The sequence below is a fragment of the Caballeronia sp. GAFFF1 genome (assembly GCF_023630705.1).
GTDB lineage: Bacteria > Pseudomonadota > Gammaproteobacteria > Burkholderiales > Burkholderiaceae > Caballeronia.
This window is the reverse complement of record NZ_JALQEM010000012.1, coordinates 161,731-176,267: the sequence shown is the minus strand read 5'-3', so window position 1 is coordinate 176,267 and position 14,537 is coordinate 161,731. Positions and strand designations below refer to the sequence as shown.

General features: G+C 64.4%; 14 protein-coding genes. 3 read left to right on the top strand and 11 right to left on the bottom strand.

The features are described 5' to 3' along the window. Positions 1-17: 17 nt before the first annotated feature. The 3 genes from guaA to guaB form a co-directional block, all read right to left on the bottom strand. Positions 18-1,601, bottom strand: coding sequence for a glutamine-hydrolyzing GMP synthase (guaA, locus tag NCR37_RS05845; protein ID WP_250472166.1), 1,584 nt, complete (start codon positions 1,599-1,601; stop codon positions 18-20). 161 nt (positions 1,602-1,762) lie between these two features. Beyond that, positions 1,763-2,593, bottom strand: coding sequence for a hypothetical protein (locus tag NCR37_RS05840; protein ID WP_250472165.1), 831 nt, complete (start codon positions 2,591-2,593; stop codon positions 1,763-1,765). A 55-nt stretch (positions 2,594-2,648) separates the two neighbouring features. Further along, the gene (guaB, locus tag NCR37_RS05835) at positions 2,649-4,109 is read right to left on the bottom strand and encodes an IMP dehydrogenase (RefSeq protein WP_159836006.1); all 1,461 of its coding nucleotides are present in this window, start codon (positions 4,107-4,109) and stop codon (positions 2,649-2,651) included. A gap of 195 nt (positions 4,110-4,304) precedes the next feature. Here guaB and NCR37_RS05830 point away from each other — a divergent pair, with 195 nt between their 5' ends. After that, positions 4,305-5,279 carry a DMT family transporter gene (locus NCR37_RS05830; protein WP_250472164.1) on the top strand — a complete coding sequence of 325 codons (975 nt, stop codon included), beginning with the start codon at positions 4,305-4,307 and terminating at the stop codon, positions 5,277-5,279. A gap of 12 nt (positions 5,280-5,291) precedes the next feature. Here the strand turns inward: NCR37_RS05830 and NCR37_RS05825 are convergent, their stop codons facing one another. Then, a complete protein-coding gene (locus NCR37_RS05825; protein WP_250472163.1) occupies positions 5,292-5,621 on the bottom strand; it encodes an RnfH family protein in 330 nt (109 codons plus the stop codon). Then, a complete protein-coding gene (locus NCR37_RS05820; protein WP_175940150.1) occupies positions 5,618-6,055 on the bottom strand; it encodes a type II toxin-antitoxin system RatA family toxin in 438 nt (145 codons plus the stop codon). The genes NCR37_RS05825 and NCR37_RS05820 overlap by 4 nt, the downstream gene beginning before the upstream one ends. Positions 6,056-6,185: 130 nt before the next feature. Here NCR37_RS05820 and smpB point away from each other — a divergent pair, with 130 nt between their 5' ends. Then, positions 6,186-6,635: an SsrA-binding protein SmpB gene (gene smpB, locus NCR37_RS05815; RefSeq protein ID WP_175940149.1), complete on the top strand. Its 450-nt coding sequence runs from the start codon at positions 6,186-6,188 to the stop codon at positions 6,633-6,635. 50 nt (positions 6,636-6,685) lie between these two features. Here the strand turns inward: smpB and NCR37_RS05810 are convergent, their stop codons facing one another. The 3 genes from NCR37_RS05810 to ppsA all read right to left on the bottom strand — a co-directional run bounded on the left by NCR37_RS05810 (position 6,686) and on the right by ppsA (position 10,592). Beyond that, positions 6,686-7,612: an SPFH domain-containing protein gene (locus tag NCR37_RS05810; protein WP_206468039.1), complete on the bottom strand. Its 927-nt coding sequence runs from the start codon at positions 7,610-7,612 to the stop codon at positions 6,686-6,688. Positions 7,613-7,652: 40 nt separating this feature from the next. Beyond that, a complete protein-coding gene (locus NCR37_RS05805) occupies positions 7,653-8,081 on the bottom strand; it encodes an NfeD family protein (protein ID WP_250472162.1) in 429 nt (142 codons plus the stop codon). Positions 8,082-8,174: 93 nt separating this feature from the next. Further along, positions 8,175-10,592 (bottom strand): phosphoenolpyruvate synthase, encoded by a 2,418-nt coding sequence (gene ppsA / locus NCR37_RS05800; RefSeq protein ID WP_250472161.1) that lies wholly within the window; start codon positions 10,590-10,592, stop codon positions 8,175-8,177. Positions 10,593-11,032: 440 nt separating this feature from the next. Here ppsA and ppsR point away from each other — a divergent pair, with 440 nt between their 5' ends. Continuing rightward, positions 11,033-11,851: a posphoenolpyruvate synthetase regulatory kinase/phosphorylase PpsR gene (ppsR, locus tag NCR37_RS05795; RefSeq protein ID WP_248322109.1), complete on the top strand. Its 819-nt coding sequence runs from the start codon at positions 11,033-11,035 to the stop codon at positions 11,849-11,851. A gap of 12 nt (positions 11,852-11,863) precedes the next feature. Here ppsR and NCR37_RS05790 read toward each other — a convergent pair whose 3' ends face one another. From NCR37_RS05790 to lpxB, 3 genes are read right to left on the bottom strand one after another with little or no spacing between them, the layout of a single operon-like run. Further along, positions 11,864-12,640 carry a TrmH family RNA methyltransferase gene (locus tag NCR37_RS05790; RefSeq protein ID WP_250472160.1) on the bottom strand — a complete coding sequence of 259 codons (777 nt, stop codon included), beginning with the start codon at positions 12,638-12,640 and terminating at the stop codon, positions 11,864-11,866. A gap of 24 nt (positions 12,641-12,664) precedes the next feature. Beyond that, positions 12,665-13,369: a ribonuclease HII gene (gene rnhB, locus NCR37_RS05785; RefSeq protein WP_250472159.1), complete on the bottom strand. Its 705-nt coding sequence runs from the start codon at positions 13,367-13,369 to the stop codon at positions 12,665-12,667. Continuing rightward, entirely contained in the window at positions 13,366-14,532 is a 1,167-nt protein-coding gene (lpxB, locus tag NCR37_RS05780; RefSeq protein ID WP_250472158.1) for a lipid-A-disaccharide synthase, read from the bottom strand. The genes rnhB and lpxB overlap by 4 nt, the downstream gene beginning before the upstream one ends. Between the last annotated feature and the right edge of the window lie 5 nt (positions 14,533-14,537).

Below are 14,537 nucleotides of genomic sequence, written 5' to 3'. Positions count from 1 at the left end.
GTGCTGCGCGGCCGCGATCACTCCCACTCGATCGTCGCAGGCGGCTTGCCCGAGATGTCATACACGACCCGATTGATCCCGCGCACTTCGTTGATGATGCGGTTGCTCACATGTCCGAGCAGTTCGTGCGGCAGATGCGCCCAGTGCGCGGTCATGAAGTCCATCGTCTGCACGGCGCGCAGCGCGACGACGTAATCGTAGGTGCGGCCATCGCCCATTACGCCGACGCTCTTTACGGGCAGAAACACCGCGAACGCCTGGCTCGTCAGCTCGTACCACGACTTGCCGGTTTCCTTGTCGATGGTATTGCGCAGCGTCTCGATGAAAATGGCGTCCGCGCGGCGCAGCAGATCGGCGAACTCGCGCTTCACTTCGCCGAGAATCCGCACGCCGAGGCCGGGACCGGGGAACGGATGGCGATACACCATCGCGGGCGGCAGGCCCAGCTTCACGCCGAGCTCGCGCACTTCGTCCTTGAAGAGTTCGCGCAGCGGTTCGAGCAGCTTCAGCTTCAGCGTCTCGGGCAGCCCGCCGACGTTGTGGTGACTCTTGATCGTATGCGCGCCCTTCTTGCCCTTGCCCGCCGATTCGATCACGTCCGGGTAAATGGTGCCCTGCGCGAGCCATTTCGCGTCGGTGAGCTTGTGCGATTCGGCGTCGAACACTTCGATAAACTCCGCGCCGATAATCTTGCGCTTCGCCTCCGGATCGGTCACGCCGGCAAGCTTGTGGAGAAACGCTTCGCTCGCATCCACATGAATGACCTTCACGCCGAGATGGTCCGCGAACGTCGACATGACCTGCTCGGCTTCGTTCTCGCGCAAGAGGCCGTGATCGACGAACACGCACGTCAGCTGATTGCCGATCGCGCGATGCAGGAGCGCCGCCGCCACCGACGAATCCACGCCGCCCGACAAGCCGAGAATGACGTGCTCGTCGCCGACCTGCGCGCGAATCTTCGCGACCGCTTCGTCGATGTAGTGGCCCATCTCCCAGTCGGCCTTCGCGCCGCACAGTTCGAGCACGAAGCGGTCGAGCATCGCGCGGCCCTGCACCGTGTGCGTGACTTCCGGGTGCCACTGTACGCCGTAGAAGCGGCGGTCGTCGTCGGCCATCGCGGCGATCGGGCACGCGGGCGTCGAGGCCATCAGCTTGAAGCCGGCCGGCATGTCGGCCACCTTGTCGCCGTGGCTCATCCAGACCTTGAGCATCGACTCGCCTTCGGCGGTCTTGAAGTCTTCGATGCCTTCGAGAAAGCCCGTATGGTTGAGCGCCTGCACTTCCGCGTAGCCGAACTCGCGCACCTTGCCGAGCTCGACCTTGCCGCCGAGCTGGTCGGCCATGGTCTGCATGCCGTAGCAGATGCCGAGCACCGGCACGCCGAGATCGAACACGATCTGCGGGGCGCGCGGCGACTTCGCCTCGGTGACCGAGTTCGGGCCGCCCGACAGGATGATGCCCTTCGGCGCGAACTCGCGGATAAACGTCTCGTCCACGTCGTACGGATGGATTTCCGAGTAGACGTGCGACTCGCGGATGCGCCGGGCGATCAGCTGGGTGACTTGGGAGCCGAAATCGAGAATCAGGATTTTGTCGTGCATGGCTGCGGCCAAAGGCTAAGTGAACGAATGGTGTGGGCAGCCGGTCCCGGTGCTGCCGGGTCCGGCTGCGAATAAATCGACGGCCGGCGCGAAGGCCGACCGTCCTTGTGTTTCCTTGCTGCGCGCGCCGTCGTACTCGCGTTCGCGCATCTGCGGGCGCCTCAGCGCGGCGCCCCGCTCGCAGGGTCCGGCGCCACGCGGCCCGTCAGCGGGTCCACGCGCCGTCCGGTCGCCGGATCGATATCGCTGCCGATCACCGGGTCGATGCGCCTGCCGGTGGCCGGGTCGATCTCGCGGCCCGTTTGCGCATCCAGGGTGCGGCCCGTGACCGGATCGACCACGCCGGCTTCCGTGCGCGTGCGCGCAACCGGTGGCGCGGTATCGGCATCGATCGGCCGCCCCGCCGGATCGACGGCGCGGCCAGTGACGGGATCGATGGCAGTGGCTTCGGGCGCGCGCGCCGCGGGACGCGTTGCCGTATCCGACGGCGGCACGACGGTCGTGGCAGGTGGCCGCGTTTCGTCGCGCTTTTGCGCCGCCTTCTTTTCCGCCCGCTCCGCCGACGCCGCGCCGGCCAGTGCCGCGCGTTCCCGCCGCCGCACCGCGCCCGCGAGCCTCACGCTGCCGAGCCCCAGCACCAGCAACACGATGCCGATCAGCGCCGCGCCGACCTGCCCGAAGCCGTCGACCTCAGGCGTGCGCAGGCCGAGCAGCCAGACCAGCACGACGATGCCCGACAGCCATTCGACATGGCCCGAGGCTCTGGCGGCGGCTGCGGTGAGTGCACCGTCGATGGCCGCGTGCAGCGACAGCCACGCGAAACCGATCAGCGCGATGCCGAGCAGTTGCCCGGCGAACGCCGGTTCCACTCGCATGGCGTCCAGTTGCAGCGCGTCGTAAAGTCCCGCCCACGGCGTCAGCAGAAACAGCACGCCGAACACCAGAAAGATGAGGGCATTGACGACCAGCACGACGCGCAGCAACGGTTTCATGATCGGTCCACGAGGTTATCGGCGCAAAAGCCGGGAGACGGCGCGAGCAAGCCGGTCAGTCGACGTGATAGTTCGGCGCTTCCTTGGTGATCTGCACGTCATGCACGTGCGATTCGCGCATGCCCGCCGCCGTGATCTGCACGAATTCCGCCTTGTCGTGCAGTTCCGCGATGGTGCGGCAGCCGCAATAGCCCATGCTCGCGCGCACGCCGCCGACAACCTGGAACAGGATGGCGTTGACCGAGCCCTTGTAGGCCACGCGGCCTTCGATGCCTTCCGGCACGAGCTTGTCGATGTTAGCCGAGTTGTCCTGGAAATAGCGATCCGCCGCGCCGTCCTTCATCGCGCCGACCGAGCCCATGCCGCGGTACGCCTTGTACTGACGGCCCTGGAACAGGAACACGTCGCCCGGCGATTCTTCGGTGCCGGCGAGCATGCTGCCCATCATCACGACGTTCGCGCCCGCCGCGAGCGCCTTCGAGACGTCGCCCGAGAAGCGCACGCCGCCGTCCGCGATGACCGGCACGCCGCTGCCGCGCAGCGCCTCGGACACGTTCGCGATAGCCGTGATCTGCGGCACGCCCACGCCTGCGACGATACGCGTCGTGCAGATGGAGCCCGGACCGATGCCGACCTTCACCGCGTCCGCGCCGTACTCGACGAGCGCCTTGGCCGCCGCCGCCGTCGCGATGTTGCCGCCGATCACCTGCACGCGCGGATAATTCTGCTTGACCCAGCGCACGCGCTCCAGCACGCCCTGGCTATGGCCGTGCGCCGTATCGACGACGATCACGTCCACGCCCGCCTGCGCGAGCAGATCGACACGCTCTTCGTTGTCCGGGCCTACGCCGACCGCCGCGCCCACGCGCAGCTTGCCGTCTTCGTCCTTGCAGGCGTCAGGGTTCTCGGTCTGCTTCGTGATGTCCTTCACGGTCATCAGGCCGCGCAGTTCGAACGCGTCGTTGACCACGAGCACGCGTTCCAGGCGATGGCTGTGCATCAGCGCCTTCGCTTCGGCGAGCGACGTGCCTTCCTTGACCGTCACGAGACGCTCGCGCGGCGTCATGATGTTGCGCACCGGTTCGTCCAGCCGCTCTTCGAAACGCAGGTCGCGGTTGGTGACGATGCCGATGAGTTGCGCGCCTTCCACCACCGGGAAGCCCGAGATGCCGTGCTGCTGCGTGAGCGCGATGACATCGCGTACGCGCATTTGCGGCGGCACGGTGATCGGGTCGCGCACGACGCCGGACTCGAAGCGCTTGACCTTTGCGACTTCGCGCGCCTGTTCCTTCGCGGTGAGATTCTTGTGAACGATGCCGATGCCGCCCATCTGCGCCATGGCGATGGCGAGCCGGCCTTCGGTGACCGTGTCCATGGCGGCGGACACGAGGGGCATATTCAGGGAGATGTTGCGAGTCAGCTGGGATTTCAGGCTGGTATCGCGCGGAAGAACGCTGGAGAACGCAGGCACGAGGAGCACGTCATCGAACGTGAGTGCTTTCTGGATCAGACGCATGGCAAATCCTATGGGCGCAAAAGCAGATTATACCGATAGTTCCCCGCATTTTCACTGCCCGAACAGCAGGTTACGGCCGATCGACGCAAAATCCGGGCCTTCGGCCGCGCGCCAAGCGGTGCACGTTTGAACAAGACGCGGGCGGTGCGCCGCGCTACGCTTTCGCGTCATTCGAGTGCAAGTCGGAGTCGGTCAATGCAGCGCGGTGTCGTATGCGGAATGCTGGCGGGAGCCATCTGGGGTTTTATTTTTCTCGCGCCGCGCCTGTTGCCGGACTTCTCGCCGCTCATGCTGAGCATCGGGCGCTACGTGATGTATGGCGTCGTGTCGCTGGCCGCCGCCCTGCCGTTCGCGCGACGGCTCGCCGCGAAGCTCACGCGCGCCGATGCGATCGCGCTCGTGAAACTCGCGCTCGTCGGGAATCTGCTCTACTACATGCTGCTCGCGAGCGCGGTGCAACTCGTGGGCGTGGCGCCGTCTTCGCTGATCGTCGGCATTCTTCCGGTGACGGTGACGCTGGCGGGCCGGCGCGATCACGGCGCGGTCGACCTCAAGCGCCTCGCCGCGCCGCTCTTGCTGGTGCTGGCGGGCATCGCGTGCATCAATCTGGACGTGTTCAGCGACGTCTTCACGCATCCCGGCGACGCGAGCGCGAATAGCGTGCTCACGCGCCTTGCCGGGCTCGCGTGCGCGGTCGGCGCGCTGGCGTCGTGGACGTGGTATGCGGTCGTCAACGCGCGCTATCTGCAGGCGAACCGCCACTTCGACGGCAACGAATGGTCCGTGCTGTGGGGCATCGTAACCGGCGTGCTCGGCGCGGTCCTCGGGGCGGTTGTCTGGATGTTGCCTGCCGGCGTCGTGCAGGCGAGCGTGCCGGCCGCGCGCTGGCATCTGTTCTGGATCGTGTGCTTCGCGCTGGCGACCGGCGGTTCCTGGCTCGGGAACATGCTGTGGAACGCGGCGGCGAAACGCCTGCCGCTCACGCTCTCCGGGCAGATGATCGCGTTCGAAACGCTCTTCGCCCTGCTCTATGCCTTTGTCTACGACGCCCGCTGGCCGCGCGCTCCGGAGATGCTGGCTATCGTGCTGCTGCTGGCGGGCGTGAGCTGGTCGGTGCGGCAACATACCGTCGAGCCGGCGGCGGCATCGAAGGAAGCGCCCGCGCATTGATGCGGCCTTGGCTCAGCGCGAATCCTTCGACTGCCATTTGCGCCCTTCGATCGATCCCGCCTTGCGCGCCTTGTCGACCCGGCGCTGGCGCGCGGTCTTCGGATCGACCTTCAGCGGCCGATAGATCTCCACGCGATCAAAGTCGGCGAGCGCGGCATTGAGCGCTTGGAGCTTGCCGAACACGCCGACCTTCTGCGTCGTCAAATCGATCTCGGGATGCGCTCGGAGCACGCCGCTCGCCTCGATGGCTTCGCGCACGGTCGCGCCGTCGCGCAGGCCGACGCGCGTGAGGAAGCTCTTGCCGCCCGGCAGGCCGTAGCAGACATCGATATGCAGATTCATTTCTTGCCGTACCGCTGATCCGCGCGCTTCACGAACGAATCGACGAACGTGTTCGCGATATGGCTGAACACCGGCCCAATGATCTTCTCGAGAATCAGGTTCGAGAACTCGTAGTGCAGCGCGAACTCGATCTTGCAGGCGTCGGCGCGCAGCGGCGTGAAGCGCCAGTAGCCCGTGAACTTCTTGAAAGGGCCGCTCAGGAACTCCATATCGATGTTCGTCGGCCGCTTTTGCACGTTACGCGTGGCGAAGTGCTGCTTGATGCCCTTGAAATTGATGTCGATCTTCGCTTCCATGCCGGTCTCGTCCTGGCGGCCGATCTCGACGCCGCCGCACCACGGCAGGAAGTTCGGGTAGTCGGCGACATCGGTGACGAGGTCGAACATTTCTTCCGCCGAATGGCGGATCAATACGGTTTTCTGAACGTCGGCCATAAGGGCGCAGCGGGTGACTGGATCGGGTGGCGGCGCGCGCGGCCTGAGCGATGAGCTGGATCTGCCCATCGTGCGTCAAGCGGCGCGCTGCTAAAATCGTGATTTTAAACGAGTTGGGCACTTTCCATTCATGAGCATCATTGACAACAGAAAAGCCTTCTTCGATTACTTCATCGAAGAACGCTACGAGGCCGGTCTCGTGCTCGAGGGCTGGGAAGTCAAGGCGCTGCGCGAAGGCCGCGGGCAGATCAAGGAAGGCTATGTCGTGATCAAGAACGGCGAACTGTTCCTGATCGGCACGCACATCAGCCCGCTGCCCGAGGCGTCGAAGTTCGCCAATCTGGACCCGGTACGCACGCGCAAGCTGCTATTGCATCGCGAGCAGATCGACAAACTCATCGGCAAGGTGGAGCAGCGCGGCCATACGCTGGTGCCGCTCAACTTCCACTACAAGGAAGGCCGCGTGAAGTGCGAAATCGGTCTGGCGAAGGGCAAGAAGCTGCACGACAAGCGCGAGACCGAGAAGAAGCGCGACTGGGAACGCGAGCGCGCCCGTTTGATGCGCACGGCGGCGCGTTGATCTTCACGGTTGCATAGAACAAGGGGCGCTTCGAAGCGCCCCTTCTTGCATCAACTCTTCCGGATGACGCCGCCACCCTCGCCCTTCACGATGGCGAGCGCCGACGCGATCATCGAACTCATGTCTGACATATTGCCCGGCACGATCAGCGTGTTGCCGGTTTTCGCGATGTTCGCGAACGCGCCGACATACTGCTCCGCGACCTTGAGGTTCACGGCGTCCATGCCGCCCGCCGACTGAATCGCGGCGCCGATCTTCTCGATGGCCTGCGCGTTCGCCTCGGCCACCGCGAGGATCGCCGACGCCTCGCCCTGCGCCTGATTGATCGCCGCCTGGCGTTCGCCCTCGGACTTCTGAATGGCCGCTTCGCGCGCCCCCGAGGCCAGATTGATCTGCTCCTGCTTGCGCCCTTCCGACGCCGCGATCAGCGCGCGCTTCTCGCGCTCGGCGGTGATCTGCGCCTGCATCGCGTGAAGAATCTCCTTCGGCGGCGTCAGGTCCTTGATTTCATAGCGCAGCACCTTCACGCCCCAGTTGGACGCGGCTTCGTCGAGCGCATTCACGATGCTGTGATTGATGTACTCGCGCTCCTCGAAGGTCTTGTCCAGCTCCAGCTTGCCGATGACCGAGCGCAGCGTCGTCTGCGAAAGCTGCGTGATGGCGAGCACGAAGTTGCTCGAACCGTACGACGCCTTCATCGGGTCGGTGACCTGGAAGTACAGCACGCCGTCCACCTGAAGCTGCGTGTTGTCGCGCGTGATGCAGACCTGGCTCGGCACGTCGAGCGGAATTTCCTTGAGCACGTGCTTGTACGCGATGCGATCGACGAACGGCAACACGATGTTCAGCCCCGGCGTGAGCGTGGCGTGATAGCGGCCGAGGCGCTCAAGCACCCACGCGTGCTGTTGTGGAACGATCTTGACCGTGTTGACCACGATCACAATGGCGATGACGAGCAGGACGACGGCAATAGTCATGTGTGACTCCTTCAGTTCTTATGCAGCGAGTGTGCGTGCTCTAGCGTTTGGCGGCGACGACGAGCCGGCTTCCGTCGAGCGCAGTGATGCGATACCAGCGCGCGCTTTCCGATTCGCCCGGCGCCAGTTCGACGTCCCACTCCGCGCCGCGATACATCGCGCGGGCCCGCCCGTCGTGCCATTCGGCCACTTCCAGCGTCGCGCCGATGTCGAGGTTCACGGCGGCATCGCGCGAGGCGTCGCGCCGCTTCCAGCTTCCGAAGCGCGAACGCCGCAACGCGGCCACAGCGATCAACGCGACGAGCGCCGCGAACCCGAGTTGCACATGCAACGCAAGCCCGACGGCGAACGCGATGCCGCCCGCGATCATGCCGAGCGCGATCATCAACAGATAGAACGTGCCGGTGAAAAGCTCGGTGACGATGAGCGCGCCGGCTGCTATCCACCAGATGAGTTCATGGGTCGCCATGCCAGTCTCCAAACGAAAACACCCCGGAAGCTCCGGGGTGTTTTTTATAGCACGCAGCGCCTTCCCGAAAGCATCCGGAAAGGCGTGACCGACTTATTTTGACAATGTGGTCGCGAGCTTCTGCCACGTGTCGATAATCGTGTCCGGGTTCAGCGACATCGATTCGATGCCCTGCTTCGCCAGCCACTCGGCCAGATCCGGATGATCGGACGGCCCCTGACCGCAAATGCCCACGTACTTGTTCAGTCTCAGGCACGTCTCGATGGCGCGCTTGAGCATGAACTGCACGGCTTCGTCGCGCTCGTCGAAGTCGGCCGCGAGCAGTTCCATGCCGGAGTCACGGTCGAGACCGAGCGTCAGCTGCGTCAGGTCGTTCGAGCCGATCGAGAAACCGTCGAAGTATTCGAGGAACTGCTCGGCGAGAATCGCGTTGCTCGGCACTTCGCACATCATCACGAGCTTGAGACCGTTCACGCCGCGCTTGAGCCCGAACTTTTCGAGCAGCCCGACCACGCGCTCCGCCTGCTTCAGCGTGCGCACGAACGGCACCATGATCTCGACGTTGTCCAGACCCATTTCCTCGCGGACCTTCTTCAGCGCGATGCATTCCATGTGGAATGCCTCGGCGAAGTCTTCCGCGATATAACGCGACGCGCCACGGAAACCGAGCATCGGATTTTCTTCGTCCGGCTCGTAGCGCGAGCCGCCGATCAGCTTCTTGTACTCGTTCGACTTGAAGTCCGACAGGCGCACGATGACGGGCTTCGGATAGAACGCCGCCGCGATCGTGGCGATGCCTTCGGTCAGCTTGTCGACGTAGAACGCGCGCGGCGATGCGTGGCCACGCGCGACGCTTTCCACCGCTTTCTTCAGATCGGCGTCGACGTTCGGGTACTCCAGAATCGCCTTCGGATGCACGCCGATGTTGTTGTTGATGATGAACTCGAGCCGCGCGAGGCCGACGCCCGCATTCGGCAACTGCGCGAAGTCGAACGCGAGCTGCGGATTGCCGACGTTCATCATGATCTTGACCGGAATCTTCGGCAGCTCGCCGCGCTGCACTTCGGTCACTTCCGTTTCGAGCAGGCCGTCGTAGATCTTGCCTTCGTCGCCTTCCGCGCACGACACCGTGACGAGCGCGCCGTCCTTCAGCACGTCGGTCGCGTCGCCGCAGCCGACCACCGCCGGCACGCCCAGCTCGCGCGCGATGATCGCCGCGTGGCAGGTGCGCCCGCCGCGATTCGTGACGATGGCCGATGCGCGCTTCATTACCGGCTCCCAGTTGGGATCGGTCATGTCGGCGACGAGCACGTCGCCCGGCTGCACGCGTTCCATTTCGGACGGATCGTAGATCACGCGCACGGGGCCCGCGCCGATCTTCTGGCCGATCGCGCGGCCGGTGGCGATGACGTTCGACTGTCCCTTCAGCTTGAAGCGCATTTCGGCCTTGCCCGCCGCCTGGCTCTTCACCGTTTCGGGACGCGCCTGGAGGATGAACAGCTTGCCGTCGCGGCCGTCCTTGCCCCACTCGATGTCCATCGGACGCTGATAGTGCTTCTCGATGATGACCGCGTACTTCGCGAGTTCGATCACGTCTTCGTCGGAAATCGAGAAGCGGTTGCGCTGCTCGTGCGGCACGTCCACGGTCTTCACGCGGCCCGGTTCGCCCGGCTGCGTGAACTCCATCTTGATGAGCTTGGAGCCGATGGAACGGCGGATGATCGGATACTTGTTTTGCGCGAGCGTGGTCTTGAAGACGTGGAACTCGTCCGGATTCACCGCGCCCTGCACCACGGTTTCGCCGAGGCCGTAGCTCGACGTGATGAAGACCGTGTCCTTGAAGCCGGACTCGGTGTCGATGGTGAACATGACGCCCGCGGCGCCGACGTCCGAGCGCACCATGCGCTGCACGCCAGCCGACAGCGCGACTTCCGCGTGCGTGAAGCCCTTGTGGACGCGATACGAAATGGCGCGGTCGTTATACAGCGACGCAAAAACGTGCTTCATGCGATCGAGCACGTCTTCGATGCCGACCACGTTCAGATAGCTTTCCTGCTGCCCCGCGAACGATGCGTCGGGCAGGTCTTCCGCCGTGGCGGACGAGCGCACGGCGAACGACAGTTCTTCGGGCGAGCTCTTTTGCAGGACTTCGAATTGACGGCGGATTTCGTCTTCGAGACGCGGCTGCAGCGGCGCGTCGACGATCCACTGACGGATTTCCTTGCCGGCCTCGGCAAGCGCCTTCACATCGTCGACGTCGAGCGTCTCGAGACGTTTGGCGATGCGCTCCGTCAGTTCGTTGTGATGGAGGAAGTCGCGGAATGCGAGCGCGGTCGTGGCAAAGCCCGTCGGCACGCTGACGCCGGCTTCGGAAAGCTGGCTGATCATTTCGCCGAGCGACGCATTCTTGCCACCGACAATTTCCACGTCGGTCATTCGCAACTGCTCGAATGGAACTACATACGCCTGATCCTTTGCGACATCGTTCGCAACATTGACTGCGTTGGTCATACAAGCCCCTAAGGTGGATGGAATTCACGATCGCACGAGTGGGCTCGCATGCGGCGGCGCTCATTGGAAGCTCCGGCGCATCTCGTACAACCTGTTTGATAAGCCTTCGCGGCGGTGAGGGAACCGCACCCCGACTTGCCGAAAATCGCGCAGTAATGCGTGAAAACGCACGAACTACCCGTCAATTGAGGAAGATCAGGCTTAATCTCGACGCAATTGCTTATCGAACAGGTTGCCGCTATTCTACCGTGCCGATTCTCGCATTTGTCCGGGCACGGACAGTAAATCCACGGCAAAATCGAGGTCTTTCACGCCTCTTCGTGCGCCTGCGCACACGTTTGGGCCGCTCAATGTAACACACGCTCAGGCGAGGCCGCCTGACTGCGCACGCTCCGGTTCCAGCGTGCTGTTTTCAACTCGTTCTCACTGGTTCACCGCTGATGCCGCCTTCCGTATTCATCGTTTCCGACGGTACCGGGATCACCGCCGAAACGTTCGCGCATTCGATCCTCGCCCAGTTCGACCAGAAATTCCGGCTCGTGCGCGTGCCGTTCGTCGATTCCATCGACAAGGCGCATGCCACCGTCGAGAAGATCAACGAAGCCGTGTCGCTCGACGGACGCCGCCCGATCGTGTTCACGACGCTCGTGGACAGCGCATCGAACGAGATCGTCAAGCGCTGCAACGCGCTCGTGCTCGACATGTTCCAGACGTTCATCGAGCCGCTCGAACACGAACTGGAAATCAAGTCGACGCACGCGATGGGCCGCGTCCATCAGAACGCCGACACGGAGGAATACAAGAACCGCATCGAGGCGATCAACTTCTCGCTCGCGCACGACGACGGCCAGTCCAACCGCAATCTGACCGAAGCGGACGTGATTCTGGTCGGCGTGTCGCGCAGCGGCAAGACGCCGACGAGCCTCTACCTCGCGATGCAGTACGGCGTGAAGGCGGCGAACTATCCGCTGATTCCGGAAGACTTCGAACGAGGCAAGCTGCCGACGCCGCTTCTGGATCACCGCGACAAGATGTTCGGTCTGTCTATCGACCCGCAGCGCCTCGCGGAAATTCGCAACGAGCGCCGGCCCGGCAGTAAGTACGCCGCGCTGGAAAACTGCCGCTATGAGATCAACGAAGCCGAGAGCATGATGAAGCGCGAAGGCATCAAGTGGCTGTCCTCGACGCACAAGTCGATCGAAGAAATCGCCACGACGATCCTTCAGGAAATCAAGCCCGAGCGGCCTTCGTACTATTGACTAGCCGTCGATTCAGCGCTGCTGGCGGCACTGCTCGAAAAGGCAGATGGCCGCAGCAGCCGCGACATTGAGCGATTCCATGCCGCCCGGCTGCGGAATGGTCACGCGATGCGTCACGGCATCGCGCCACACCTGCGACACGCCCGCGCCCTCGTTGCCGAAGACCCACGCGACGGGCGACGACAAATCGCAATCGTAAATGGCGACGGCGCCGTGCGAATCCGTGATCGTCACCGGCACGTCGAGCCGCGCGATAAGTCCGGCCGGCTCGACGTCCTCGAAGATATCGAGCAGAAAGTGCGCGCCCATGCCCGAGCGCAGCACTTTCGACGACCACGCGTACGCGGTGCCCGGCCCGCAGAACACGCGCCCGACGCCCGCCGCCGCCGCGCTGCGCAGAATCGAGCCCACATTGCCCGCGTCCTGAATGCCGTCGAGGATCACGCACGTCTCGCCGACGCGTTCGGGCAACGCCGCTTCGATCTTCTCGACGAGCAGCAACATCCCCACGCCGTGCACGACGCTCGATAGCTGCCCGAAAAGCGCGTCCGGCAACACGATCACGCGCTTTTCCTCGATGCGCGCCACGATCTCGCGGGCTTCCGCGTGGGTCAACGCGCCTTCGGTAACGACGCACGTCTCCGGCTGGCCCGCAGTGTCCAGATAAGCAGTGGCGAGATGCAGACCCTCGAGCAGCGCGTGACCGCTGCGGCGTTGCTGCGCCGTCGAGCCGGCGAGCGCCTTCAGGCGCTTGTAAAGCGGGTTGTCCCGCGAAGTGACGGATTTCACGTTGGAATGGAACGGCGAGGCCGCTCAGAACGGATGCGCTTCGGAATCGGCGTCGAGCGCGGCAGTGGCCTGAATGACTTCGGGCGCGATGTCGGGCAGCACCGAGCCGAAGCGAAGATGCGCCTCGCGCACCGGCGCGAACGAACGCCGGTGATGCTCGCAAGGCCCGTGTTCGCGCAGCGCGGCGAGATGTTGCGGCGTGCCGTAGCCCGCGTGCACGTTGAAGCCGTACATGGGATGCCCTTCGTGCAGCTCGCAGAGCAGACGGTCGCGCGTGACCTTGGCGAGAATGGACGCCGCCGAGATTTGCTTGACGAGCGCATCGCCGCCGATCACGGCTTCCGCGCGTATCGACAGCACCGGGCAGCGATTGCCGTCCACTTTCACGAGCGTCGGCGCAACGGACAAGCCTTCGACCGCGCGCTTCATCGCGAGCATCGACGCGTGAAGGATGTTGATGGTGTCGATTTCCTCGACGCTCGCCGACGCGATGCAATAAGCAAGCGCGCGGTCCACGATCTTCTCGTAAAGGTCCTCGCGCCTCTTGGCGGAAAGGGCCTTCGAATCGTCCAGCCCGTTGATGCGCGGCTTCGCTGGATCGAAGATCACTGCGGCGGCCACGACCGGCCCCGCGAGCGGGCCGCGCCCGGCTTCATCGACACCGCAGACGATGTCGAACGGCGAGCTGAAGTCGAGCCCGCGTTGCGCCGACCGGTTCGCAGCCTTCATTGCGGCCTCCGCGTGTCGAGCACTCGCGCCACGGCGTCGGCCGCCCGCTGCGACGTGTTCTGGCGCAGCGCGATGTGCATCTCGGTGAAAATCTCGGTCAGGGTACGGCGGTTCGCGTCGTCGTTCAACTGTTTCAGCGTGGCCTCAGCGAGCGCTTCGGGCGTCGCGAAATGCTGGAGGATCTCCGGCACGACGAAACGGCCCGCGAGAATGTTCGGCAAGCCCACGTACGGCAGGTAGCCCTGCCGCTTCATGATCTGGCCCGTGAGCCAGGGCACCTTGTACGAGATGACCATCGGCTTTTTGAGGAGCGCCGCTTCGAGCGTGACCGTGCCGCTTTTCACGAGAATCGCATCGGCGGCGGTCATTGCGGTCTGCGCGCGGCCGTCCGTGATCGTCAGCGACAGATGCGGATGCGCCTCCACCAACGGTTGCAGCAACTCGCGCAGCGCCGGATTCGCCGCCGGCATCAGAAAACGCACGCCCGGCTCGCGAAGCTGCATCAGCTCCATGGCGTCGAAAAACGTCGGGCCGATCAGCGCGATCTCCGAACGGCGGCTACCGGGCAGTACCGCGATGACCGGACCGCCTTCCGCGATGCCGAGCTCGCGCCGCGCGGCCGCCGTGTCCGGTTCGAGCGGGATTTCATCGGCAAGCGGATGGCCGACATAGCTTGCCGCGACGCCCGATTTCGCCAGTAGCGCCGTTTCGAACGGAAACACGCAGAGCATGTGATCCACGGCTTTCACGATCTTCTTGATGCGCCCGCCGCGCCACGCCCAGATCGACGGACACACGAAATGCACGGTCGGAATGCCGGCTTCGCGCAGCGGCTGTTCGAGCCCGAAGTTGAAGTCCGGCGCATCCACGCCGATGAACACCGACGGAGGATCGGCCAGCAACTGCCGCTTGAGCTCGTTGCGAATGCCCAGAATCTCGGGAATATGCCGCAGCGCCTCGACGTAGCCGCGCACGGTCAGCTTGTCCATCGGCCAGTGCGCTTCGAAGCCGGCCGCCGTCATGCGAGGGCCGCCGATGCCGCTATAGCGCGCGGCGGCCGGCAGCCGTTCCTGCAAGCCTTTGAGCAGCGAGGCCGCGAGCAGGTCGCCGGACGGCTCGCCCGCGACCATCGCGATACGCGGCGCAGTGGTGATAAGCGTCATCGGAT